25 protein-coding genes are annotated in these 22526 nt (G+C 69.4%); 10 read left to right on the top strand and 15 right to left on the bottom strand.

Going from position 1 to position 22526, the window contains the following annotated elements:
- Positions 1-32: 32 nt before the first annotated feature.
- Complete coding sequence (locus OH809_RS32580; RefSeq protein WP_376664423.1) at positions 33-707, top strand: FadR/GntR family transcriptional regulator; 675 nt, start codon at positions 33-35, stop codon at positions 705-707.
- Between the two features lie 15 nt (positions 708-722).
- Here OH809_RS32580 and OH809_RS32575 read toward each other — a convergent pair whose 3' ends face one another.
- The 6 genes from OH809_RS32575 to OH809_RS32550 all read right to left on the bottom strand — a co-directional run bounded on the left by OH809_RS32575 (position 723) and on the right by OH809_RS32550 (position 4176).
- Positions 723-1091, bottom strand: a complete 369-nt coding sequence (locus tag OH809_RS32575) for a hypothetical protein (RefSeq protein ID WP_406418197.1) — start codon at positions 1089-1091, stop codon at positions 723-725.
- A 166-nt stretch (positions 1092-1257) separates the two neighbouring features.
- The gene (gene fabI, locus OH809_RS32570; protein ID WP_267005884.1) at positions 1258-2025 is read right to left on the bottom strand and encodes an enoyl-ACP reductase FabI; all 768 of its coding nucleotides are present in this window, start codon (positions 2023-2025) and stop codon (positions 1258-1260) included.
- Positions 2026-2030: 5 nt separating this feature from the next.
- Positions 2031-2750, bottom strand: a complete 720-nt coding sequence (fabG, locus tag OH809_RS32565) for a 3-oxoacyl-[acyl-carrier-protein] reductase (RefSeq protein ID WP_406418198.1) — start codon at positions 2748-2750, stop codon at positions 2031-2033.
- Between the two features lie 131 nt (positions 2751-2881).
- Complete coding sequence (locus OH809_RS32560) at positions 2882-3268, bottom strand: PIN domain-containing protein (protein ID WP_406424849.1); 387 nt, start codon at positions 3266-3268, stop codon at positions 2882-2884.
- A 5-nt stretch (positions 3269-3273) separates the two neighbouring features.
- Positions 3274-3561 (bottom strand): type II toxin-antitoxin system Phd/YefM family antitoxin, encoded by a 288-nt coding sequence (locus OH809_RS32555; protein ID WP_406418200.1) that lies wholly within the window; start codon positions 3559-3561, stop codon positions 3274-3276.
- A 138-nt stretch (positions 3562-3699) separates the two neighbouring features.
- On the bottom strand, positions 3700-4176 hold the full coding sequence (locus tag OH809_RS32550) for an ATP-binding protein (protein WP_406418201.1): 477 nt from the start codon (positions 4174-4176) through the stop codon (positions 3700-3702).
- A 188-nt stretch (positions 4177-4364) separates the two neighbouring features.
- On the opposite strand from OH809_RS32550, the gene OH809_RS32545 reads away from it, so the two are divergent.
- From OH809_RS32545 to tyrS, 5 genes are all read left to right on the top strand, one after another.
- Entirely contained in the window at positions 4365-5234 is an 870-nt protein-coding gene (locus OH809_RS32545) for a helix-turn-helix domain-containing protein (protein WP_406424851.1), read from the top strand.
- Positions 5231-5455, top strand: a complete 225-nt coding sequence (locus OH809_RS32540) for a DUF397 domain-containing protein (protein ID WP_406418203.1) — start codon at positions 5231-5233, stop codon at positions 5453-5455. Before OH809_RS32545 ends, OH809_RS32540 begins: the two co-directional genes overlap by 4 nt.
- Before the next feature lie 695 nt (positions 5456-6150).
- Positions 6151-7674, top strand: coding sequence for a TldD/PmbA family protein (locus tag OH809_RS32535; protein WP_406418204.1), 1524 nt, complete (start codon positions 6151-6153; stop codon positions 7672-7674).
- Positions 7671-9065, top strand: coding sequence for a metallopeptidase TldD-related protein (locus OH809_RS32530; protein ID WP_406418206.1), 1395 nt, complete (start codon positions 7671-7673; stop codon positions 9063-9065). The genes OH809_RS32535 and OH809_RS32530 overlap by 4 nt, the downstream gene beginning before the upstream one ends.
- Positions 9066-9119: 54 nt before the next feature.
- Positions 9120-10388 carry a tyrosine--tRNA ligase gene (gene tyrS, locus OH809_RS32525; RefSeq protein WP_406418208.1) on the top strand — a complete coding sequence of 423 codons (1269 nt, stop codon included), beginning with the start codon at positions 9120-9122 and terminating at the stop codon, positions 10386-10388.
- A 74-nt stretch (positions 10389-10462) separates the two neighbouring features.
- Here the strand turns inward: tyrS and OH809_RS32520 are convergent, their stop codons facing one another.
- Positions 10463-10738, bottom strand: coding sequence for a GlsB/YeaQ/YmgE family stress response membrane protein (locus OH809_RS32520; RefSeq protein ID WP_406515991.1), 276 nt, complete (start codon positions 10736-10738; stop codon positions 10463-10465).
- A 202-nt stretch (positions 10739-10940) separates the two neighbouring features.
- On the opposite strand from OH809_RS32520, the gene OH809_RS32515 reads away from it, so the two are divergent.
- Both OH809_RS32515 and OH809_RS32510 read left to right on the top strand, forming a co-directional pair.
- Positions 10941-11315, top strand: coding sequence for a DUF3099 domain-containing protein (locus tag OH809_RS32515; protein WP_406424853.1), 375 nt, complete (start codon positions 10941-10943; stop codon positions 11313-11315).
- Positions 11316-11515: 200 nt separating this feature from the next.
- Positions 11516-11764, top strand: a complete 249-nt coding sequence (locus OH809_RS32510) for a hypothetical protein (protein WP_406418211.1) — start codon at positions 11516-11518, stop codon at positions 11762-11764.
- Between the two features lie 34 nt (positions 11765-11798).
- On the opposite strand, the gene moaA is transcribed toward OH809_RS32510, so the two are convergent.
- The 3 genes from moaA to OH809_RS32495 all read right to left on the bottom strand — a co-directional run bounded on the left by moaA (position 11799) and on the right by OH809_RS32495 (position 14970).
- Positions 11799-12788, bottom strand: coding sequence for a GTP 3',8-cyclase MoaA (moaA, locus tag OH809_RS32505; protein WP_406418213.1), 990 nt, complete (start codon positions 12786-12788; stop codon positions 11799-11801).
- 179 nt (positions 12789-12967) lie between these two features.
- Entirely contained in the window at positions 12968-14608 is a 1641-nt protein-coding gene (locus OH809_RS32500) for a cation acetate symporter (protein WP_406418215.1), read from the bottom strand.
- Positions 14605-14970, bottom strand: coding sequence for a DUF485 domain-containing protein (locus OH809_RS32495; protein ID WP_393303414.1), 366 nt, complete (start codon positions 14968-14970; stop codon positions 14605-14607). Before OH809_RS32495 ends, OH809_RS32500 begins: the two co-directional genes overlap by 4 nt.
- A gap of 288 nt (positions 14971-15258) precedes the next feature.
- Here OH809_RS32495 and OH809_RS32490 point away from each other — a divergent pair, with 288 nt between their 5' ends.
- Both OH809_RS32490 and OH809_RS32485 read left to right on the top strand, forming a co-directional pair.
- Positions 15259-16788 (top strand): S8 family peptidase, encoded by a 1530-nt coding sequence (locus OH809_RS32490; RefSeq protein WP_406418217.1) that lies wholly within the window; start codon positions 15259-15261, stop codon positions 16786-16788.
- Between the two features lie 171 nt (positions 16789-16959).
- Positions 16960-18399 (top strand): CoA transferase, encoded by a 1440-nt coding sequence (locus tag OH809_RS32485; RefSeq protein ID WP_406418219.1) that lies wholly within the window; start codon positions 16960-16962, stop codon positions 18397-18399.
- A gap of 63 nt (positions 18400-18462) precedes the next feature.
- On the opposite strand, the gene OH809_RS32480 is transcribed toward OH809_RS32485, so the two are convergent.
- From OH809_RS32480 to OH809_RS32460, 5 genes are all read right to left on the bottom strand, one after another.
- A complete protein-coding gene (locus OH809_RS32480) occupies positions 18463-19506 on the bottom strand; it encodes a zinc-dependent alcohol dehydrogenase family protein (RefSeq protein WP_406418221.1) in 1044 nt (347 codons plus the stop codon).
- A gap of 21 nt (positions 19507-19527) precedes the next feature.
- On the bottom strand, positions 19528-20217 hold the full coding sequence (locus OH809_RS32475; RefSeq protein WP_406418223.1) for a lysoplasmalogenase: 690 nt from the start codon (positions 20215-20217) through the stop codon (positions 19528-19530).
- Complete coding sequence (locus OH809_RS32470; RefSeq protein ID WP_406418225.1) at positions 20214-21092, bottom strand: sterol desaturase family protein; 879 nt, start codon at positions 21090-21092, stop codon at positions 20214-20216. The genes OH809_RS32475 and OH809_RS32470 overlap by 4 nt, the downstream gene beginning before the upstream one ends.
- Before the next feature lie 119 nt (positions 21093-21211).
- Positions 21212-21598 carry a DUF4440 domain-containing protein gene (locus OH809_RS32465; protein ID WP_406418227.1) on the bottom strand — a complete coding sequence of 129 codons (387 nt, stop codon included), beginning with the start codon at positions 21596-21598 and terminating at the stop codon, positions 21212-21214.
- A gap of 214 nt (positions 21599-21812) precedes the next feature.
- Positions 21813-22526, bottom strand: coding sequence for a VIT family protein (locus tag OH809_RS32460; protein WP_406418229.1), 714 nt, complete (start codon positions 22524-22526; stop codon positions 21813-21815).

The raw sequence follows: 22526 nt of genomic DNA, 5'->3' as shown, positions 1-22526 counted from the left end.
CCCGAGACCCAAGGAACCGAGCAAGGAGCATCATGGCACTGACGTCTCCGCGACGTTCGGCACTCGCCGACCAGGTGATCGCCCAGCTGAGGAATCAGATCACCTCGGGCGAGTGGCCCGTCGGTTCGCGGATTCCGACCGAACCCGAGCTGGTCGAGCAGCTGGGGGTGGCCCGCAACACCGTCCGCGAGGCGGTGCGCGCGCTCGCGCACAACGGGCTGCTGGACATCCGTCAGGGGTCGGGCACGTATGTCGTCGCCACCAGCGAACTGGCCGGGGTGATGCACCGCCGTTTCGCTTCCGCCGACCCGCGCCATGTCGCCGAGCTGCGCTCGACACTGGAGTCGTCGGCGGCCCGGCTGGCGGCCGTCCGGCGCACCGAGCGGGATCTGAAGCAGCTGGACGCTCTCATGGCGCGCCGCGAGGAGACCTGGGCCGCGGGGGACGCGGAGGCGTTCGTGGCGGCGGATGCGACGCTGCATCTGGCCGTGGTCGCCGCCTCGCACAATGACGTACTGACGGGTCTCTATGCCGATCTGGGGGATCTGCTGCGCGACTATCTGCGGGTCGATGTAGGGCACGAACTGCGGCCGGAGAACCATATGGACCATGGGCGACTGGTCGAGGCGATCCGGGCAGGTGACGCGGAGACCGCGGCCGCCGAGGCGGCGAGTCACGCACTGAGCTGTCTGGTGGAACGGGGATGACCCGGAGGGATGGATCTATATCCGCCGGTGGGTGACCCAGGCGGAGGCGACTTCCTTCCAGCAGCGGTCGTCGAGCCGCACCGTCTGTCCGGGTGCGACGTCGACGGGTATGCCGTCCGCGTCGATGTCCCACCAGCGGCCGCATTCGGTGTGCAGCTGTACCCGGTCGATGGAGGGATACGGGTTGTGGCAGTAGGCGACCACCTGGGAGCCCTGGACCGTCGTACGGCAGTCGGCGCCGGAGGGGTCGGGCGTAGGGCCGGCGGGTGCGGACGCTCCGGCGCCTATCCGCCCCACGACGGATATGCCGATGGGGGCGGCAACTGCGACGGCGACGGCCGAGGCCGCCAGCAGGGCCCAGGTTCGGCGACGTGTGGGGCGCACAGCGATCACCTCCGCAGCCTGACCAAAAGTCCGGTTCCACCACATTCTGCGGTGGATCGACCGTCTTTTCGACTTGAGCGGGGGAAGACCGGGCGGAGACGCACGACGGCCGCGCACCACCCGCTCGGAGGTGGTACGCGGCCGGTTCGTGCCGGGTCGTACGAGGTCAGGCACCCATCATGTGCACGCCACCGTCGACGTGGATGATCTCACCCGTGGTCTTCGGGAAGAAGTCCGAGAGCAGGGCGACGACGCCGCGGCCGGCCGGCTCCGGGTCGGCCATGTTCCAGGACAGCGGGGAGCGGGTGTTCCACACGTCCGCGAGCTCCGAGAAGCCCGGGATGGACTTGGCGGCCATCGAGCCGATCGGTCCGGCGGAGATCAGGTTGCAGCGGATGTCGTCCTTGCCCAGGTCACGGGCGAGGTAGCGGGAGGTGGCCTCCAGCGCGGCCTTGGCCGGGCCCATCCAGTCGTACTGCGGCCAGGCGAACTGTGCGTCGAAGGTGAGGCCGACGATCGAGCCGCCCTCGCTCATCAGCGGCTTGCAGGCCATGGCGAGCGACTTCAGCGAGAACGCCGAGACGTGCATCGCGGTGGCGACGGACTCGAACGGGGTGTTCAGGAAGTTGCCGCCGAGCGCGTCCTGCGGCGCGAAGCCGATGGAGTGGACGACGCCGTCCAGCGAACCGAGCTCCTCACGGACCAGCCCTTCGAGCCGGTCCAGGTGCTCGGTGTTGGTCACGTCCAGCTCGATGACCTTGGCGGGCTTGGGCAGCTTCTTGGCGATGCGCTCCGTCAGCGTGGGCCGGGGGAAGGCGGTCAGGATGACTTCGGCACCCTGCTCCTGGGCCACCTTGGCGGTGTGGAAGGCGATGGACGACTCCATCAGCACACCGGTGATGAGGATGCGCTTGCCGTCGAGAATTCCGATCATGGTGGTCAGTGACCCATGCCCAATCCGCCGTCAACGGGGATGACGGCTCCAGTGATGTACGACGCGTCGTCGGAGGCGAGGAAGCGCACCGCGGCGGCGATCTCCTCGGGCTGCGCGTAACGGGCCAGCGGCACCTGGGCGACGATGCCCTTGCGCTGCTCCTCGGTGAGCGCCTGGGTCATGTCGGTGTCGACAAAACCGGGCGCGACGACGTTGAAAGTGATGTTCCGCGAGCCGAGCTCACGCGCCAGCGACCGGGCGAAGCCGACCAGGCCGGCCTTGGACGCGGCGTAGTTGGCCTGCCCCGCCGAGCCGAGAAGGCCGACGACGGAGGAGATGAGGACGACGCGGCCCTTCTTGGCGCGCAGCATGCCGCGGTTGGCACGCTTGACGACCCGGAAGGTGCCGGTGAGGTTGGTGTCGAGTACGGACGTGAAGTCCTCCTCGGACATCCGCATCAGCAACTGGTCCTTGGTGATACCGGCATTGGCGACCAGCACCTCGACCGGACCGTGCTTCTCCTCGATCTCCTTGTATGCCTGCTCCACCTGCTCGGCGTCGGTGATGTCGCACCGGACGGCCAGGACCCCCGCTTCGGTGAGGACCTGGGGCGGCTCGCCCGAGCGGTACGTGATCGCGACCTTGTCGCCGTTGTCGGCGAAAACGCGGGCGATGGCGAGGCCGATGCCCCGGTTTCCTCCGGTGACGAGAACCGAGCGGCTCAACGGATCACCCTTTCGATAGCGGTCTGGTACCTCGAAAACCTATCGGTACCAGGCGCTTCCCAAGGACTCGGCCCCTGACAGTGGCGTCCGCGAGGCACTGTGGGGTTCCTACAGTCGGCAGCGGCCCGGCCTCATTCCATCATTCCGGGCGCATGCACGGACAGGTCCTCTTCCCTCGCCGTTTCCAGTATTCGCTTGTCGTACGTGATCAGGGAGTCAAGGGCTCCGCCGATGACGAGCGCGCTCGCGACGTGGATGGCATCGAGGGGTCTCAGGGCCCCGGAGACCCTGGTGGCCAGGTCCCGGACCTCTTCGGTCAGCAGAATCTCGGTGACCATCCCGTCCAGATCCGACAGCGCGTCGGGGAAGGGTCCGACCTTGTCGAGCTGCCGGACGGTCTCGACGATGCCGATGGTGCTGGTGGCCAAGGGCAGCCCGGGCCGGTCGGACAGGAAGGTCCTGAGCTCGGCGGCACCCGTCCTGCCCGTGACCAGAGTGATGAGCGCCGAGGAATCCATGTAGATCAACGGTCGTCCTCCTCACGTTCGGCCAGAAGGAGCTCCAGCGGATCGGGGGCGCCTGAGGGGAGGTCGTATCGCGGGAAGTGGTCGAGGTCCGAGGTGGTCGCGGCCTTGAGCCGGATCTTTCCCTGGGCCACCAGGTCCGCATAACGGGAAACCGTCCCGGAACCGGGCAGCAGTATGACGATCACCTTGCCGTGCCGGGTGACCTGGACCGCCTCCCCCTTCTCCACGCGGGCGAAGACGGCGCTGGGGTTGTACGAGAACTCTCGGACGGAGATCGAGCTCATGGGACTTCCTTCACGTGCAACCCAGAAAGTACCTACACTTGTGGATTGTACCTACGCATACCGGCCGATATGGTAAGAATCAGCCCGCAAGCGACACGGCCCGGCACTGCCGCACATCCACCCCCCACGTCGCGATGCTCATCCGGCGGGACACGGGACACGACATCGGATCTGCTTACCGATCGACGACCGCACGACATGCCAGCCCGGCGCGAGCAGATCCAGCAACGCGAGACCACGGCCTGCCTCTGCCTCTGCATCGTGCAGCGCAATGCCGCGACGGCGCGGCAGGGTACGAGGATCCGGGTCGTGGACGTTCACCGCGATCCCGAATGCCGCGGCGTACACCTCCACGACCACAGGAACATGGTCCCCGCACGCCCGGACGGCGTTCCCGACCAGTTCCGAGACAACGAGCTGGGCGACATCGGCGGCGTCCACGGGCACGTCCAGTTCCGCCAGAGCCTTGGCGGTCAGCTCACGTACGGAGCGGAGATTCGGGCCGGACGCGTTGATGTGAGCCGCGAAGCCGCGACTCCGGTGACGGATGTAGGAGCCCGGGGAGGGCGGAGGAAATTGCGGATCCTGATCGTCCTCGTCGGCCATGCCGAACATGACACCTCCAGACTGCGGTGCACGACCGCGCTCGCTCTCTTGCTCTGATCTACAACTCACACCTTGTCGAGCCAACTTGAGCGTAGGAACAACAATCCATGCAATCGACTCGCAAGTTTGTCACCCGATTTGATTGCTCGATGGCCTGTCTCGTCGACTTGCTTAGGCGGCACTGTCAGACTCTGGGCATGCCAAACGCGCGACCAATTCCAACTGTTCGACGGCGCCGACTCGGCGAAGCTCTCCGCAGGTACCGAAACGCAGCCGGCCTCACCCTTGACTCGGCAGCCGAAGCGCTCGGGTGGCTCGGCCCCAAGCTGTCGCGGATCGAGACGGCCAACGGTCATGTCCGGCCGACCGAAGTTGCCGAGTTGCTCAGGGTGTACGGGATCGAGGACCGGGAAGTGGTCGCGGCCCTGGAGGGGCTCGCCAAGGACGCTCGCAAACAAGGCTGGTGGCAGACGTACAGCAGCATCGTGTCGCCCACGTACGCGGACTACATCTCACTCGAATCCGATGCCGAGAGCGTGCGTGAATTCGCCCCGCTCCTCATCCCCGGACTCCTTCAAACTGCCGCGTACGCGCGGGAGACCATCGCCGCGAACGCAATCACGCGTGGGCCCGAGGAGGTCGCAGCACTCGCGGAGGTCCGCCAGGCCCGTCAGGCTGTACTCACACGCCCCTCAGGATCGCTGAAGCTCTGGGCGATCATCCATGAGGCCGTGCTCCACCAGCGGTTCGCCGCACGGCCGACTACTATGCGCGAGCAACTGCGCAGGTTGCTTGACGTGTCGGAGATGCCTCACGTGACGCTCCAAGTGATGCCACTCAATGCCACGCCTCACCCAGGCACCATCGGCGGCTTCAGTCTCGTCGGCTTTCCTGGCCCAATGCCTGATGTCGTTCTGCTGGAGAATCTCATCGGGTCGTCCTACGTTGAGGGCGTCGGTGAAGTCCGAACTTTCGCCGACGCGTTCGAGCGCATCGTCGCGGCAGCGCTGCCGATGGACGACTCGCTGATGCTGATTGCCCAGATGGAAGAGAGACACCGTAAGTGAACGACGATCGCAAAGCGGCGCTGTACGCGCACGACCTCTCCGCGGTTGCCTGGCGCAAGGCATCCGCCAGCGGCGGGGAGGGCAACTGCGTCGAGGTCGCGCAGCTTCCCGGTGGCGGCACGGCCGTGCGCGACTCGAAGAACCTCAGTCGCGCACCCCTACGCTTTACTGGCTCGGAGTGGGCCGCGTTCCTCGGCGGCATCATGGCGGACGAGCTCTGAGCGAAGGGTTAGTTCAGTTTCCCAGAAAGCGGACACCTCCCAGCGACGAGGGCCATTCGGAGGCCAGTTGGTCCCGAATGAACCACTCAGGGAAGCATGCTTAATCAACTTCGGCCCGGCCCCACCCATAGGGTGGATCCGGCTCGCGTGTTGATGTTCACGGGCGGGCACGGGAGCCGTTCGGCACCCGCCCGTTCGTCTACGTCTTCACTGGTTCAAGGGGATATCCGACCGGCACGGCCGTGTGCCGTAGTCACCTCGCGGGCGGCGACGCCGCTCCCGCGCCGGTCCCCCTGGACGTACAGGTTCTGGCCTGCACCGGCGTCCTGCACTTCCCAGCCGGCATCGGTGAGTATTCCGCGGCCGATCCATACGCCACGAGCAGGGGCATACGGGGTAGCAGAAAACCGAAGTTTCTGGACTGCCGCGCGAGCCTCGCCAGTCCGGGGTCCGGAGAGTGCGACACACCGCATGTGCTCCTGACCTGCTATCGCTCTCGCTGCTTCGGAAGGCTCGAGGCTGCCGGAAGCCGTTCGAGTGACGTGGCCGAACTCCGTGCCCAGTCACGAGTGTTCCGAACCTGCGAGGAATCCTCGTTTCGCACCCACGCCGAATTCTCCGGGCGAGAGGCGTACGGCCGTGCTTCACTTCCGTCTGGTGGATTCAACGACGTGAGCGAAAAGGGGAGGCCGCACATGGCCCATGCCATCGATCAGGGGTTTCTGGCCCTGCCGCTACGGGCCCTCGCCGACGCGGCGCTCGCCCGGGCCCGCGCGCTGGGCGCCACACATGCGGACTTCCGGTTCGAGCGGGTGCGCAGCGCGTCCTGGCGGCTGCGGGACGCCCGGCCCTCCGGGACCTCGGACACCACCGACCTCGGGTACGCGGTGCGGGTGGTGCACGGCGGGGCGTGGGGGTTCGCGTCCGGGGTGGATCTGACCATGGACGCCGCGGCGAAGGTGGCGTCCCAGGCGGTCGCCATGGCAAAGCTCTCGGCGAAGGTGATCGCGACGGCGGGCTCGGACGAGCGCGTGGAGCTGGCGGACGAGCCGGTGCACGGTGAGCGGACCTGGGTCTCGGCGTACGAGATCGACCCGTTCTCCGTACCGGACGAGGAGAAGGCGGGGCTGCTCGCCGAGTGGAGCAGCCGGCTCCTGGGCGCCGAGGGCGTCGCGCATGTGGACGCCTCGCTGATGACCGTCCACGAGAACAAGTTCTACGCGGACACGGCGGGCACCGTCACCACCCAGCAGCGGGTCCGGCTGCACCCGCAGTTCACCGCGGTCGCCGTGGACGGAACGACGGGTGAGTTCGACTCGATGCGGACCATCGCCCCTCCGGTGGGGCGCGGCTGGGAGTACCTCACCGGAACCGGCTGGGACTGGGACTCCGAGCTGGAGCGGATCCCGGGGCTGCTCGCGGAGAAGATGCGGGCTCCGAGCGTCGAGGCGGGGACGTACGACCTGGTGGTCGACCCGTCGAACCTCTGGCTGACGATCCATGAGTCGATCGGGCATGCCACCGAGCTGGACCGGGCGCTGGGGTACGAGGCGGCGTACGCCGGTACCTCGTTCGCCACCTTCGACCAGCTGGGCAAGCTGGCGTACGGCTCCCCGGTGATGAATGTGACGGGCGACCGGACCGCCGAGCACGGACTCGCGACCATCGGGTACGACGACGAGGGTGTCGAGGGCCAGTCCTGGGACCTGATCAAGGACGGGACGCTGGTCGGCTACCAGCTGGACCGGCGGATCGCGAAGCTGACGGGTCTCGGCCGGTCCAACGGGTGCGCGTACGCGGACTCGCCGAGCCATGTCCCCGTGCAGCGGATGGCGAACGTGTCGCTGCAGCCGGACCCGGGCGGCCTGTCCACCGAGGATCTGATCGGCGGGGTGGAGCGCGGCATCTATGTGGTCGGCGACCGGTCCTGGTCGATCGACCAGCAGCGCTACAACTTCCAGTTCACCGCGCAGCGGTTCTTCCGCATCGAGAACGGCAAGCTGGCCGGACAGCTGCGCGACGTCGCGTACCAGGCGACGACGACGGACTTCTGGGGCTCGATGGAGAAGGTCGGCGGCCCGCAGACGTACGTCCTGGGCGGCGCCTTCAACTGCGGCAAGGCCCAGCCGGGCCAGGTCGCGGCCGTCTCGCACGGCTGCCCCTCCGCCCTCTTCCGAGGCGTGAACATCCTCAACACGACGCAGGAGGCGGGCCGATGAGCCGCGTCAGCAAGCCGTACGAGATCGTCGAGCGCGCGCTCGAACTGTCCACCGCCGACGGCTGTGTCGTCATCGCCGACGAGGAGTCCTCCGCCAATCTGCGCTGGGCGGGCAACGCGCTCACCACGAACGGGGTGACGCGGGGGCGGACCCTGACCGTCATCGCGACCGTCGACGGCGCCGAGGGGGCCGCTTCCGGAGTCGTGTCGCGGTCCGCCGTCACCGCCGAGGACCTGGAGCCGCTGGTGCGGGCCGCCGAGGCCGCCGCCCGTGGCGCAGGTCCGGCCGAGGACGCGCAGCCGCTGATCACCGGTGTGCCGTCGTCTCCCGATTTCACGGACGCGCCGGCCGAGACGGGTTCCGACGTGTTCGCGGAGTTCGCCCCGGCACTCGGTGACGCCTTCGCCCGCGCCCGGGCCGGCGGGCGCGAGCTGTACGGCTTCGCGCACCACCAGCTGACCTCGACGTATCTGGGCACATCGACGGGGCTGCGGCTGCGCCACGACCAGCCGAACGGCACGCTGGAGCTGAACGCCAAGTCGCCCGACCGGTCGCGTTCCGCGTGGGCGGGCCGGGCCACCCGGGACTTCAAGGATGTCGACCCGGCCGAGCTGGACGCGGAGCTGGCACAGCGGCTCGGCTGGGCGGAGCGCCGTATCGAGCTGCCCGCCGGGCGGTACGAGACGCTGCTGCCGCCGACCGCCGTGGCCGATCTGCTGATCTATCAGCTGTGGTCGTCGACGGCCCGGGACGCCGCCGAGGGCCGGACGGTCTTCTCGAAGCCGGGCGGCGGCACCCGGCTCGGCGAGAAGCTGTCCGAGCTGCCGCTCACGCTGCGCAGCGACCCGAACGCGCCGGGGCTCGAGTCGGCGCCGTTCGTGATCGCCCATGCGTCCGGCGACGGGGCCTCGGTCTTCGACAATGGTCTGCCGCTGTCGAGGACCGACTGGATCCGCGACGGCCGGCTGGACCGTCTGACCACCACCCGGCACACGGCGGAGCTGACCGGGCTGCCGGTCGCCCCCGCGATCGACAACCTGGTACTCGACGGCGGCGGTGAGCGGTCGCTGGACGAGATGGTCGCGGCGACGACCGGCCGCGCGCTGCTGCTGACCTGCCTCTGGTACATCCGGGAGGTCGACCCGGCGACGCTGCTGCTGACCGGGCTGACCCGCGACGGGGTGTATCTCGTGGAGGACGGCGAGGTGGTCGGCGAGGTGAACAACTTCCGGTTCAACGAGTCGCCCGTCGACCTGCTCTCCCGGGCGTCCGAGGCCGGCCGCACCGAGAAGACGCTGCCGCGCGAGTGGGGCGACTGGTTCACCCGGGCCGCGATGCCGGCGCTGCGGATCCCGGACTTCAATATGAGCTCGGTCAGCCTCGGCGTATGACCGCCATAGACTGACCGCGGAATCAATCGGAACCGTGCAAGGAGAGAAACGACCGTGACGGACATCGTCGACGAGCTGAAGTGGCGCGGGCTGTTCGCCCAGTCCACTGACGAGGACGCATTGCGTAAGGCGCTCGCGGACGGTCCCGTCACGTTCTATTGCGGCTACGACCCCACCGCGGCGAGCCTGCACGTCGGCCACCTGGTGCAGGTGCTCACCATGCGCCGGCTGCAGCAGGCCGGGCACCGGCCGCTCGCCCTGGTGGGCGGGGCCACCGGCCAGATCGGTGACCCGCGGCCGACGGCGGAGCGCACGCTGAACGACCCGGAGACGGTCGCGAACTGGGTGACGCGGCTGCGGTCCCAGATCGAGCCGTTCCTCTCCTTCGAGGGTGCGAACGCCGCGGTCATGGTGAACAACCTGGACTGGACCGCGGGCATGTCCGCGATCGAGTTCCTGCGGGACATCGGCAAGCACTTCCGGGTCAACAAGATGCTCACCAAGGACTCGGTCGCCCGTCGGCTGGAGTCCCAGGAGGGCATCAGCTACACGGAGTTCAGCTACCAGCTGCTGCAGGGCATGGACTTCCTGGAGCTGTACCGGCGGTACGGCTGCACGCTGCAGCAGGGCGGCAGCGACCAGTGGGGCAACCTCACCGCGGGCATCGACTTGATCCACCGCCTGGAGCCGGGCGCCGAGGTGCACGCGCTGGCCACCCCGCTGATGGTGAAGGCGGACGGGACCAAGTTCGGCAAGTCCGAGAGCGGGGCCGTCTGGCTGGACCCGGAGATGACGACGCCGTACGCGTTCTACCAGTTCTGGCTGAACGTGGACGACCGGGACATCTCGCCGTACATGCGGATCCTCAGCTTCAAGACCATGACCGAGCTGGAGGAGCTGGAGCAGCTCACCCAGGAGCGCCCGCAGGCCCGGACGGCGCAGCGCGCGCTGGCGGAGGAGCTGACGACGCTGGTGCACGGCGCCGAGCAGTGCGCGGCGGTCGTCGCGGCGTCGAAGGCGCTCTTCGGCCAGGGTGAGCTGGGCGAGCTGGACGAGGCGACGCTGAGCGCCGCGCTCTCCGAGGTGCCCCACGCGCAGGTCACCGAGCTCGGCCCGCTGGTCGACCTCCTGGTGGAGGCCGGCCTGGCGCCGAGCAAGTCGGGGGCCCGCCGCACGGTCAAGGAGGGCGGGGCCTACGTGAACAACGTCAAGGTCACGGACGGCGAGGCCGCACCGGCCCGTGAGGAACTGCTGCACGGGCGCTGGCTGGTGCTGCGCCGGGGCAAGAAGAACCTCGCGGCCATCAAGGTCATCGCCGGCTGACCGGAAACGAACACGCACTGCGGCCGGGCACGCGCCATGCGTGCCCGGCCGCGGTGCGCTGTACAGGTGCCGGATCAGGCCTTCTGTCTGGTGCCGCGCATCGACGTCCAGAGCATGTCGCCGACACCGACGACGACCACGGCGCCGATCAGCTGCAGCAGGTGGCGCGTCCAGTCGATGCCCGGGGTGTCATTGACGCCGATCCAGGTCGCGACGGAATTGCCGAGGACGCTGCCGATGATGCCGAAAATGGTCGTCAGCCAGAGCGGGATGTTCTGTTTGCCCGGCAGGATCGCCTTGGCGATCAGACCGAGGACCAGACCCACGATGATTGCCCATAGCCAGCCCATGTCGCCTCCTCATGCGGCGCGCTGTCGCGCATGTGCGCCCAGTCTCGGCCCATCGGCGGTACTCCGCATGTCGGACGGGTCCGTCCGTGCCACGGGGGTGTGGTTATGCATGGATACGGCGTGCCCCGGTCTCGAACCCGTCGGATGCCGGGCGTACCGTGGGAGCGGCTCGCGGAGAGCCCGGGGAAGGGTGGTGGACGTGATGTGGAAGCAGAGCGGGGCGGAGGTCTTCCGGATCACGGGAGCGCGGCAGAGCCTCGCGGACGATGTGCGCGGCAGGCAGCGCCGTTATGTGATCTCGATGTCCGTACGGACGGTCTCGGTGATCCTGGCCGCAGTGCTGTGGAACATCGAGAAACCTGTGGCCATCGTGGCGCTCGCCCTGGGTGCGCTGCTTCCGTACGTCGCCGTCGTCATCGCCAACGCGGGCCGGGAAACGCCCCCTTCGCTGCCCTCGACCTTCGTTTCGCCGCCCGCGCGGCCGATGCTCGACGCCGCCCCGGTGGCCGGTCCCGCGGAATCCGGACCGGCGGCCGACCGGGCCCGCGGTGGAGCGGAACCGCAAGAGCACAGTTGAGCGCACGGCACACCCGAAGCCTCAAAAAAAGCATCAGATCAATCATGTAGTTCAGGTGCACCGCACCCCGGTCCGCGTGACATACTGCCTACGCGCTCCGCATCCCCCGTCGGAGCGACAGACCGACGCCGGGCAGCTCCCCCCGTGGCTGCTCGGCGTCGTTTTTTCTCCGGCTCTCGCAGGGCCCTAGGGTTGAGTCCGTGAACTCCCCCGAACATGCCGCCGAGAGCGCCGCCACCGCACCGATCTGTTCCGCCAAGGGCTGCCGTACGGCCGCCGTATGGGTGCTGGCCTGGAACAATCCGAAGCTGCACACTCCCGAGCGCCGTAAGACCTGGCTGGCCTGCGACGAGCACCGGGAGCATCTCTCCTCGTTCCTGGGGGTTCGGGGTTTCCTGAAGGATGTCGTGACGCTGGCGGAGTGGGAGTCCTCGGCCGAGGGGCTCTGAGGCCCGTTCACCGCTGCGGCGGGGCTGGGCGGGGCTAGCCGCCGATCGCCGACATCGGGCGGTCGGGCTGCAGGAACGACGGGTCGTCCAGACCGGATCCGGCCTTTTTTCCCCACATCGCGAGACGCCAGATCCGGGCGATCTCCTCGTCCGGGGCCTCGGACCGCAGCGCGCCGCGCAGATCGGTCTCCTCGCGGGCGAACAGGCAGGTCCGCACCTGGCCGTCCGCGGTGAGCCGGGTGCGGTCGCAGGCCTGGCAGAACGGGCGGGTGACGGAGGCGATGACGCCGACCCGGTGGGGTCCGCCGTCGACGAGCCAGCGCTCGGCGGGGGCGGAGCCGCGCTCGTCCTCGCCCTCGGCGGTGAGGGCGAAGCGGGTGCGCAGCGAGGCGAGGATGTCGTCTGCCGTGATCATGCCGTCGCGCTTCCAGCCGTGCTGGGCGTCGAGCGGCATCTGCTCGATGAAGCGGAGCTCGTATCCGTGCTCCACGGCCCAGGCGAGCAGGTCGGGTGCCTCGTCCTCGTTGAGCCCCGGCATCAGCACGGTGTTGACCTTGACCGGGGTGAGGCCTGCGCCGTGGGCGGCTTCGAGGCCTGCCAGCACGTCGTGGTGGCGGTCGCGGCGGGTGAGGGTCTTGAAGACGTCGGGGCGCAGGGTGTCCAGGGAGACGTTGACCCGGTCCAGTCCGGCGGCCCTGAGGGCGGCTGCCGTGCGCTTCAGCCCGATGCCGTTGGTGGTCAGGGACATCTTGGGGCGGGGGGTCAGCGCCGCGCACTGCTCGACGATGGAGACGAGGCCGGGGCGCAGCAGCGGTTCGCCGCCGGTGAAGCGGACTTCCGTGATCCCCAGCTGGGTCACGGCGATTCGGACGAGCCGGACGATCTCGTCGTCGCTCAGCAGGTCCGGCTTGGCCAGCCACTGCAGTCCCTCTTCGGGCATGCAGTAGGTGCACCGCAGGTTGCAGCGGTCGGTCAGCGAGACACGCAGGTCGGTGGCGACCCGGCCGTAGGTGTCGATGAGCATGATGGGCCCCCTCCCCCGGTGGATCCCGGTTGCGGATCTGACTCCTTCGAGACTACGCGAGACCTGCGACACGCAGGTGGCCCGATTGCTCCGAGGTGCGGCGCGGCCGCGTCGTAGGACTCTACGACGCGGCCGCGGGAACAGCGTGGTGCGTGGCTCGAACTTCTCATTCCTTCTCGTCAGTGGGCGCCGACGCCGGTGAGGGACTTGACCTCCAGCTCGGCGTACTTGCCCTTGTCCGGCTCCTCCTTCGAGAGGAGGGAGCCGAGCCAGCCGAGCAGGAAGCCCAGCGGGATGGAGATCAGGCCCGGGTTCTCCAGCGGGAACCAGGCGAAGTCGACGCCCTTGAACATCGATGTCTTCGCGTTGCCGGAGACGACCGGTGAGAACAGCACCAGGATCACCGCGCTCGTCAGACCGCCGTAGATCGACCAGAGGGCGCCCTGGGTGGTGAACCGCTTCCAGAAGAGGCTGTAGAGGAGGGTCGGGAGGTTGGCGGAGGCGGCGACCGCGAAGGCGAGAGCCACCAGGCCGGCGACGTTCATGTCGCGGGCGAAGGCGCCGAGGATGATCGCGACCGCGCCGATGAGGACGGTGGCCCAGCGGGCGGCCCGCATCTCCTCCTTCTCGGTGGCCTTCCCCTTGCGGATGACGTTGGCGTAGATGTCGTGGGCGAAGGAGGACGAGGAGGCGAGGGTCAGACCCGCGACGACGGCGAGGATCGTGGCGAAGGCGACGGCCGAGATCACGGCGAGCAGCACCGCTCCGCCCGTCGTGCCGACCCCGCCGAGGTATTCGGCGAGCTGCGGAGCCGCGGCGTTGCCGGCCGGGTTCTTCGCCCTGATCTCGTCCGGGCCGATGAGCGCCGCGGCGCCGAATCCGAGCGCGATCGTCATCAGGTAGAAGGCGCCGATGATGCCGATCGCCCAGTTCACCGACTTACGGGCGGCCTTGGCCGTCGGGACGGTGTAGAAGCGGATCAGGATGTGCGGGAGTCCGGCGGTGCCGAGGACCAGGGCGATGCCGAGGGAGAGGAAGTCCAGCTTCGAGGTGCCGGTGGCGCCGTACTTGAGGCCGGGCTCCAGGAACGCCGCTCCGTGGCCGCTCTTCTCGGCGGCTGTGCCCAGCAGGTCGGAGATGTTGAAGTCGAACTTGAGCAGCACCAGGAAGGTCATCAGGAGGGCACCGGCGATGAGCAGGACGGCCTTGACCATCTGCACCCAGGTGGTGCCCTTCATGCCGCCGATGGTGACGTACACGATCATCAGGACGCCGACCAGGGCGACGATGAGGATCTTTCCGGCGTCGCTGGTGATGCCGAGGAGCAGCGAGACGAGCACGCCCGCGCCCGCCATCTGCGCCAGCAGGTAGAAGATCGAGACGACGATGGTGGAGACGCCCGCGGCGGTACGGACCGGACGCTGCCGCATCCGGTAGGCGAGGACGTCACCCATCGTGTAGCGGCCGGAGTTGCGCAGCGGTTCCGCGACCAGCAGCAGGGCCACCAGCCAGGCGACGAGGAAGCCGATCGAGTAGAGGAAGCCGTCGTAGCCGAAGAGGGCGATGGCACCGGCGATACCGAGGAACGAGGCGGCGGACATGTAGTCGCCGGAGACCGCGAGCCCGTTCTGGAAGGCGGTGAACTGGCGGCCGCCCGCATAGAAGTCGGAGGCGCTCCTGGTCTGCCGTCCGGCCCAGACGGTGATGCCCAGGGTCGCGGCGACGAAGACCGCGAACAGCGTGATGATCAGCGGCCGGTGCTCGGCGGTGGACGAGGCGGCGAGCTGGATCGCGGGGTGCGAGTGGTACGCGGCGCTCATGCGTCGGCCTCCATACGGGACTTGATGGCCTCGGCCTTCGGGTCGAGCTTCGTCGCGGCGTGCCGCGCGTAGAACCAGGCGATGAGGAAGGTGGTGACGAACTGGGCGAGACCGAAGACGAAGGCCACGTTGATGTTGCTGTACACCTTGGTGCCCATGAAGCCGCCGGCGTAGTTCGACAGCAGCACGTAGAGCAGGTACCAGAGCACGAACGCGATGGTCAGCGGGAAGGCGAACGAACGGTGCGCGTGGCGCAGTTCGGCGAACTCCGGGCTCTCCTGGACCTCGACGAACCGTTCTGTCGTGGGCTGGGCAGGGCCGGTGTCCGGACCGGCCTTGGGCGGCGATGCATCGGTAGCCACGGATTCTCCTCGCGACGCGGGTGCGGTGGTGGGGGTGGTGGGTTTCACAACAGAACCTCGATGTCGGGGGGTTGGTGGTGCGACTCCCCTGACAACGGCACGTGGGGCGCGGCGAAGCGGTTCACCGCGCGTTGCTGCTCCTCCGCTTCGCCCGATCGGCGGCGCACTTCGAACTGAATGTCGTCAATTCATTGATGTGCAGGATGATCAGCGATAGCTTCACCGTTCATGCACACGTCCGGACACACCTCGTGTCCGGCCGGCTGACACGGATGATGTGGAGACCCCATGGCGCATCTGGGATCCAGGCGGACCCGCGCACTGACGCTGCCCGTCGGATTGGCCCTCACTGCCTCGCTCGGCTTCTTGCCGATGAGTGCCGCATCCGCCGCCCCGTCGGACGGACTGCCCACGGCGGCGGTCTCGACGGACGGCCCGAAGCTGTCGTACGTCGTCAACACCACCCCCGTGCACAGCACGGGTGTGGTGCGCCTAGCGATAGCCGAGGCCGGCGGGACGATCGTGACGTCGTACGACCGTATAGGCGTGATCGTCGTCCACTCCTCGAACCCCGACTTCGCGAAGACCATTCGCAACACCCCGGGTGTCGAGTCGGCCGGTGCCACCCGCACCGCCCCGCTCAAGTCCGTCGCCACGACCGAGGAGGGCAGCACCGAGTTGCTGACCGCCGAGGAGGCCGCGAAGGCCGCCGCGGCCGCGGGCCCGGGCCAGGAGCCGCTGGAGCCCAACCAGTGGGACATGCGCGCCATCCAGGCCGACGAGGCCAGCAAGATCAACGATGGCAGCCCCTCGGTCACCGTCGGCGTGATCGACACCGGTGTCGACGACACCCACGTCGACCTCAAGGCGAACTTCTCCAGGGAGCAGTCGGCCAGCTGCGTCGGCGGCGTGGCGGACACGACGGACGGCGCCTGGCGTCCACAGGCCGGTGAAAGCGACCACGGCACGCACGTCGCCGGTACGATCGCCGCCGCCCGCAACGGCATCGGCGTCACCGGTGTCGCCCCCGGTGTCAAGGTGGCCGGCATCAAGGTCAGCGAGCCCGGCATTGGCTTCTTCTACACCGAGGCGGTCGTCTGTGGCTTCGTCTGGGCCGCCGAGCACGGCATCGAGGTGACCAACAACAGCTACTACGTCGACCCCTGGTACTTCAACTGCCAGGACGACCCGGACCAGAAGGCTCTGCTCGACGCCCTCACCCGCGCCACGAAGTACGCCGAGCGCAAGGGCGTCCTCAATGTCGCCGCGGCGGGCAACGAGAACTACGACCTGAACTCCGACAGCATCGTCGACACCTCCAGCCCGAACGACTCCCCTTCGGGGACGCGCACCATCGACCCCCACAAGTGCTTCGACATCCCGACCCAGCTGCCGGGCGTCGTCACGGTGTCCGCGACCGGCACGCAGGGCTTCAAGTCGTACTACTCCAGCTTCGGTCTGGGCGTCGCCGACGTGTCCGCCCCGGGCGGCGACAGGTGGCAGATCCCGGCCACCCCGGACGCCAACGGCCGTGTGCTCTCGACGGTCGTGAACGGCCAGTACGGCTACAAGCAGGGCACCTCGATGGCCACCCCGCATGTCGCGGGCGTCGCGGCCCTGCTGAAGAGCACGCACCCGAAGGCCACGCCTGCACAGCTGCAGGAGCTGCTGAAGGCCCAGGCCGTCAACCCGGGTTGCCCGTCCAAGGTCTACAACTCGGCCGGCCAGCTGATCGACGCGACGACCTGCAAGGGCGACAGCAAGGTCAACGGCTACTACGGCCACGGCATCGTCAACGCCCTGAACGCCGTCAAGTAGTCGGCTCCGCACCTCTGCGCAACCGGGGCCGGACGGGAAGCACTTCCCGTCCGGCCCCGTCGTCATGGTGTCACGGCTCGACGAGCACCTTCAGCGCCGTACGCTCGTCCATCGCCCGGTAGCCGGCGGCCCTTCCTTCCATCAGGTGGCACTCAGTGCCATAGTGCGGACATGACACGCATACAGAGCTCCGGTACGGAGCAGGCCTGGGCCGCTCTCGGCGGTGACCCCGCGCTTCTCGGCCGTATCGGCTTCGGCGGACCCACCGGTGCGCTGCCCGCGCGGCTGCCCGTCCTGGAGCTGGCCCGCTCCACTGTCGCGGTCTGTTCGCTGGCCGCCGCCGAACTCGCGGCGCGCCGCACACCGGGCGGCGCCGGTCCCGTACCGCGGGTCTGGGTCGACGACGGGGCGGTGGGCACGGCGTTCCTCAGCGAGCGGCATCTGCGGATCGACGGGCGCGCGCCGACGACGTTCGCCCCGCTGTCCCGGTTCTGGCGGACGGCCGACGGCTGGGTCCGCACCCACGCCAACTACCCGCACCACCGCGCCCGGTTGCTCACCGCGCTCGGTCTGACCGACGACACCGGGGTGGACACGGTGGCGGCCGTGCTCGCCGAGCGCCGGTCGGTGGAGATCGAGGAGACGGTGTACGCCGCGGGCGGTCTGGCCGTCGCGCTGCGCACCCCCGAGGAGTGGGCGGCGCACGAGCAGGGCGCCGCGATCGCCGCACGCCCGCTGCTCACGCTCGAACGGACCGAGGGGCCGGGACCGGTGGCGCCGCGCCGCATCTCCCCGCTGCCGGGGTCGCCGCTGCTGCCCGCCGCCGGGCTCCGGGTCCTGGACCTGACCAGGGTCCTCGCCGGTCCGGTCGCCGCCCGCACGCTGGCACTGCTGGGCGCGGACGTGCTGCGGATCGACGCGCCGCAGCTGCCGGAGAGTCAGGACGCCCACAACGACACGGGCTTCGGCAAGCGGTCGGTCAGCCTGGACCTGCGCGACCGGGCCGGGCGGGCGACGTTCGAGGAGCTCCTCGCCGACGCCGATGTGCTGGTCACCGGATACCGGCCGGGTGCGCTGGAGGCGTACGGCCTGACTCCGGAGGCGCTCGCCGTACGCCGTCCCGGTCTGGTCCTCGCGCAGGTGTCCGCGTGGGGCCGGTACGGGCCGTGGCACGAGCGGCGCGGCTTCGACAGCCTGGTGCAGGTGGCCACCGGGATCGCGGCCGTGGAGGGGGAGGCCGGGGCGCCGGGCGCGCTGCCCGCGCAGGCCCTCGACCACGGCACCGGCTATCTGCTGGCGGCGGGGGTGCTGCGGGCACTGTCCGAGCAGCACGACGACGGCGGCTCGCGGCTGCTGCGACTGGCGCTCGGGCAGACGGCGTACTGGTTGTGCAAGGGCCTGTCGGAGCAGCCGGCCGAGGGCGCCGCGGAGACGTACGACCCCGAGAAGTACCTCGGCACCACGGACAGCGAGATGGGACGCCTGCGGTACGCCCTGCCGCCGGTGTCCTTCGCGGGCGGCCCGGCCAACTGGTCGCGCCCGCCGGGCCGGCTGGGCGCGGATTCCCCGGTGTGGAGTGTCACCGCGGCTGCCACCAGCGGCACCCACTGACCGGGACGGGCCCGGCGGACACCTCTCGTGCGCCGGGCCCGCACCGTTCACTGCCGGGGTCCGCTACGGCTTGATGAGGACCTTCAGCGCCGTACGCTCGTCCATCGCCCGGTAGCCGGCGGGGACCTCGTCGAGGCCGATGGTGAGGTCGAAGACGGGCGACGGGTCGATCGTGCCGGCCAGGACGTCGGGGAGCAGTTCCGGAATGTACGCACGCACGGGGGCGACGCCACCGCGCAGGGCGATGTTCCGGTCGAACATGACGCCGAGGTCCAGCCCGGTGCCGCTGCCGTGCGGCACGCCGACGTAGCCGATCGAGCCGCCGTCGCGGGTGATCCCGACCGCCGTACGCATCGACTGCTCGGTGCCGACGGCCTCGATCACGGCATGCGCGCCCGCGCCGCCGGTCAGTTCCCGTACGGCCGCGACGGCCGCCTCGCCGCGCTCGGCGACGACGTCCGTGGCGCCGAAGCCGCGGGCGATGTCCGTACGCGCCTGGTGGCGGCCCAGCGCGATGATCCGCTCGGCGCCGAGCCGCTTGGCGGCCATGACGCCGCACAGGCCGACCGCCCCGTCACCGACGACCGCGACCGTGCAGCCGGGCTTCACGCCCGCGCCGACGGCTGCGTGGTGGCCGGTACCGAGCACGTCGGACAGGGCCAGGAGCGCCGTGAGCAGCCGGTCGTCGGACGCGGCGGCGGCCGGGAGCCTGACCAGCGTGCCGTCGGCGAACGGCACGCGCACCGCCTCGCCCTGGCCGCCGTCGGAGCCGACCGAGCCCCAGAAGCCGCCCTGCGGGCAGGACGTCATCAGGCCTTCGGCGCAGTACTCGCAGGTGCCGTCGGACCAGACGAAGGGGGCGACGACCAGGTCGCCGACCGCGAATCCAGCGACCTCCGAGCCCGCCTCCTCGACGATCCCGAGGAACTCGTGGCCGATCCGCTGGCCGGGCTGCCGGGCGGACTCGCCGCGGTACGCCCACAGGTCGCTGCCGCAGATACAGGCCCGCAGGACCCGCAGCACCACATCGGTGGGCTGCTGGATCGTCGGGTCCGGCACCTCCTGCACGTGTATGTCGTGGGGGGCGTGGATGACGGTGGCGCGCATGCGTGGGGGTCCTTGCTGATCTCAGACGCTGATACTCCGCTCACCGTACGCCCCAGGGGCGACAACGTCCCTTTTCGCACCCGGTGCAAGCACTCCGACGGTCAGCAGGAACTGCGCCGCGATGTAGGTGAGCATGATCCAGAAGTCGGGGGCCGGCAGCTGGGGCAGGTCGGCGATGCCGGTGGCGATCAGCGCGTCGGAGAGCAGGAAGAGCGCCCCGCCGACGGCCGCGTACCGGCCGAAGGTGCTGGACCGGTAGGCCATCGCGGTGAGCAGCAGGCTGTACCCGGCCATCGGGATCCTCAGGTCGGCGGGCAGCCCGCCCCAGAGCAGGACGAGGAAGCCGGCCAGGACGACCGCGTACGCGACGCCGAGCAGCACGGAACTCCGGGCGCGCCCGAAGAGCCACAGATAGCAGACATGACCTGCGGCGAAGGAGCCCATGCCGATGAGGAAGGCGGCGTCGGCGTCCGGCAGCAGGAGTGTGTCGCCGCCCCAGCCGAAGAGCAGCGCGGCGATCAGGGGCCGGGGGCCGCGGCGGGCGGCGGCGTACCCGGCGAGCAGCGGCATGAGCAGCGGCTTGGCGACGAGGTGGGCGATGCCGGCATCGGCGAGGACACCGAAGAGATCGACGGCGGAGGCGACGAGGAAGGCGATGAGCAGGGGGCGTACGAGGCGCGCCCGCGGATCAGCGACCGTGGCGGCGCTCATCCGGTGCGCCCGGGTGCGGGGACGGCGGTGGCGGATACCGTGGACGCCGGCTGCCACCCCGGCCCGCGGAAGACTCGTCCGGCCCGCTCGCGCCAGCTGCCCGCCGCCCGTACGTCCCGGGCGATCGCGGCGTACTCGTGGGTCGCGACGCGCAACGGGTTGTGGGTGGCGATGTTCTTGGTGAGCCCGTAGACCGGCCGCTCGGTCTCGGCGGTGAAGGAACCGAAGATGCGGTCCCACAGGATCAGGATGCCGCCGAAGTTCCGGTCGAGATAGCCGCCCTGGGACGCGTGGTGCACTCGGTGGTGGGAGGGCGTGTTCAGTACGTACTCGAAGGGCCGGGGCAGCTTGTCGATCCGTTCGGTGTGGACCCAGAACTGGTAGACGAGATTGGCCGAGGAGCAGAACGCCAGCGCCGCCGGATGGACCCCGCACGCGACGAGCGGCACATAGAACGGCCAGACGGTCAGCGAGGTCCAGGGCTGGCGCAGCGCGGTGGTGAGGTTGAACTTCCGGCTGGAGTGGTGGACCACATGGCAGGCCCAGAGGATCCGGATGACGTGGTGGCCGCGGTGGGACCAGTAGTAGAGGAAGTCCTGCGCGAGCAGCATCAGCAGGACCGTCCACCACAGGACGGGGACGTGGAGCGGGGTCAGCTCGTAGACCGCGGTGTAGACCGCCACGATGGGCACTTTCCACAGCAGGTCGACGACGAGGCTGCCGAGCCCCATGGTGACGCTGGTGACGGCGTCCTTGGTCTCGTACCCGGCGGCGTCCTCGTCGGGGTGGATGCGGTGGCTGACCATTTCGACAACGGTGAGCAGGACGAAGGCCGGTATGGACCACAGGACGACATCGGGCAGGTTCGGCTCCATGCGAGCACCGTAGAGCTACCAATCGGCCCGGGACCAGACGTTGTTACCAACAAGTATGCGAGACGCGATGTCAGCAACCTTTGGCACCTTCTGCCAACAAGACCGTCGCACGATTCCGCTCATGTGCCCTCGGGCGGGATCGGTGTGGCCTGGTGGTAGTACATCTGCCATGTCGCGCTCGCACTCCGCCTGCGCCAGAGGGAGCTCCGTCGTGCCCGGTTTCCACCGATCACGGTCTCGTAGGTGAGGTGCACCAGCCCGGGGGCCAGCAGGACACCGGTCATGTCCGAGGGCTCGAAGCGCGGGCCGTCCTCTGCCGCACCGTCCAGCTCGGGCAGCTCGGCCAGCATGTCCTCATACGTCCACCGCCGGCCCGAGGCGCCGACCTCCACGAAGTCCGGATCCAGCAGCTGCCGGGCCTGCGACCGTGACGTGCGCACGTCGGGGTCCATCAGCCGCAGCTCGCCCGCGATGGCTTCGCGTACCTCGTCCGTCTCTCTGCTCATGCGGCATCTTCGCCCAGGTGACCTGCCCCTTCGCAACCGAGTTGCCCCCGCGGAGCGGGCTCGGCCTCGGTTCCGGGGAGCCGAACGGTGGGCCGTCGGGCAGAGCCGAGCCGCCTCGGAACAGCTCCGACAGCGCGCTCGCCGACGGCTCCGCAGGCGTCGGGTCGCCCGTGCCGGTGCGGTCAGCATGGTCCAGCCCTCCACACGAGAGGTCCTAGACCCCCACCGCCCCCAGCAACGCCCCCGCCCCATAGGTCACCGCCATCGCCACCGCTCCCCCGCCCATGTTCCGCAGTATCGCGCGCCCCACCATCGCGTCGCCCAGCCGTGCGCTCCACCACCCCGTGAGCGCCAGCGCGGCCAGGACCGCCAGGACCGTGACGATCAGGCGTACGGACGACGGCGGCAGCACGATCGCCAGCAGGGGCAGCAGGGCGCCCACCGTGAACGCCAGGAAGCTGGCGCCCGCCGCGTGCCAGGGGTTTGTCAGGGCGTCCGGGTTGATGCCCAGCTCGACCTCCGCGTGGGCGCGCAGCGCGTCGCGGTCGGTGAGCTGGAGGGCGGCCTCGCGGGCGACTTCACGGCTGAGGCCCTTGCCCTCCAACAGGCCGGTCAGTTCCACGAGTTCCGCCTCCGGGGTCTCCTTCAGCTCCCGTTTCTCCGTGGCCAGTGCAGCCTGTTCCGAGTCGCGCTGGGTGGAGACCGATACGTATTCGCCCGCCGCCATCGACATCGAACCGGCCAGCAGCCCGGCCAGGCCCGCTGTCAGCAGGACGCCGCGGTCGTCGGTGGCTCCGGCGACACCGACGACGAGGCCCGCGGTGGAGACCACGCCGTCGTTGGCGCCGAGGACCGCGGCGCGCAGCCAGTTCAGCCGCGCGCCCAGGCCGTTGCCGTGGGGCTCGTCATGCGCCCGGGTATCCGTCAC

Origin of the sequence: Streptomyces sp. NBC_00873, assembly GCF_045207415.1 — a bacterium.
Lineage (GTDB): Bacteria > Actinomycetota > Actinomycetes > Streptomycetales > Streptomycetaceae > Streptomyces.
The sequence above is the reverse complement of the archived record's forward strand: the minus strand, read 5'-3'. Positions and strand labels throughout refer to the sequence as shown.

Coding starts and splice junctions, on each gene's coding strand:
- OH809_RS32485 (WP_406418219.1), top strand. CDS start 16,960: ATGACACGCATACAGAGCTCCGGTACGGAGCAGGCCTGGGCCGCTCTC.
- OH809_RS32530 (WP_406418206.1), top strand. CDS start 7,671: ATGAGCCGCGTCAGCAAGCCGTACGAGATCGTCGAGCGCGCGCTCGAA.
- OH809_RS32490 (WP_406418217.1), top strand. CDS start 15,259: ATGGCGCATCTGGGATCCAGGCGGACCCGCGCACTGACGCTGCCCGTC.
- OH809_RS32520 (WP_406515991.1), bottom strand. CDS start 10,738: ATGGGCTGGCTATGGGCAATCATCGTGGGTCTGGTCCTCGGTCTGATC.
- OH809_RS32500 (WP_406418215.1), bottom strand. CDS start 14,608: ATGAGCGCCGCGTACCACTCGCACCCCGCGATCCAGCTCGCCGCCTCG.
- OH809_RS32560 (WP_406424849.1), bottom strand. CDS start 3,268: ATGGATTCCTCGGCGCTCATCACTCTGGTCACGGGCAGGACGGGTGCC.
- OH809_RS32580 (WP_376664423.1), top strand. CDS start 33: ATGGCACTGACGTCTCCGCGACGTTCGGCACTCGCCGACCAGGTGATC.
- OH809_RS32555 (WP_406418200.1), bottom strand. CDS start 3,561: ATGAGCTCGATCTCCGTCCGAGAGTTCTCGTACAACCCCAGCGCCGTC.
- OH809_RS32475 (WP_406418223.1), bottom strand. CDS start 20,217: ATGAGCGCCGCCACGGTCGCTGATCCGCGGGCGCGCCTCGTACGCCCC.
- OH809_RS32550 (WP_406418201.1), bottom strand. CDS start 4,176: ATGTTCGGCATGGCCGACGAGGACGATCAGGATCCGCAATTTCCTCCG.
- OH809_RS32535 (WP_406418204.1), top strand. CDS start 6,151: ATGGCCCATGCCATCGATCAGGGGTTTCTGGCCCTGCCGCTACGGGCC.
- OH809_RS32480 (WP_406418221.1), bottom strand. CDS start 19,506: ATGCGCGCCACCGTCATCCACGCCCCCCACGACATACACGTGCAGGAG.
- fabI (WP_267005884.1), bottom strand. CDS start 2,025: ATGATCGGAATTCTCGACGGCAAGCGCATCCTCATCACCGGTGTGCTG.
- OH809_RS32470 (WP_406418225.1), bottom strand. CDS start 21,092: ATGGAGCCGAACCTGCCCGATGTCGTCCTGTGGTCCATACCGGCCTTC.
- moaA (WP_406418213.1), bottom strand. CDS start 12,788: ATGCTCATCGACACCTACGGCCGGGTCGCCACCGACCTGCGTGTCTCG.
- OH809_RS32515 (WP_406424853.1), top strand. CDS start 10,941: ATGTGGAAGCAGAGCGGGGCGGAGGTCTTCCGGATCACGGGAGCGCGG.
- OH809_RS32545 (WP_406424851.1), top strand. CDS start 4,365: ATGCCAAACGCGCGACCAATTCCAACTGTTCGACGGCGCCGACTCGGC.
- OH809_RS32465 (WP_406418227.1), bottom strand. CDS start 21,598: ATGAGCAGAGAGACGGACGAGGTACGCGAAGCCATCGCGGGCGAGCTG.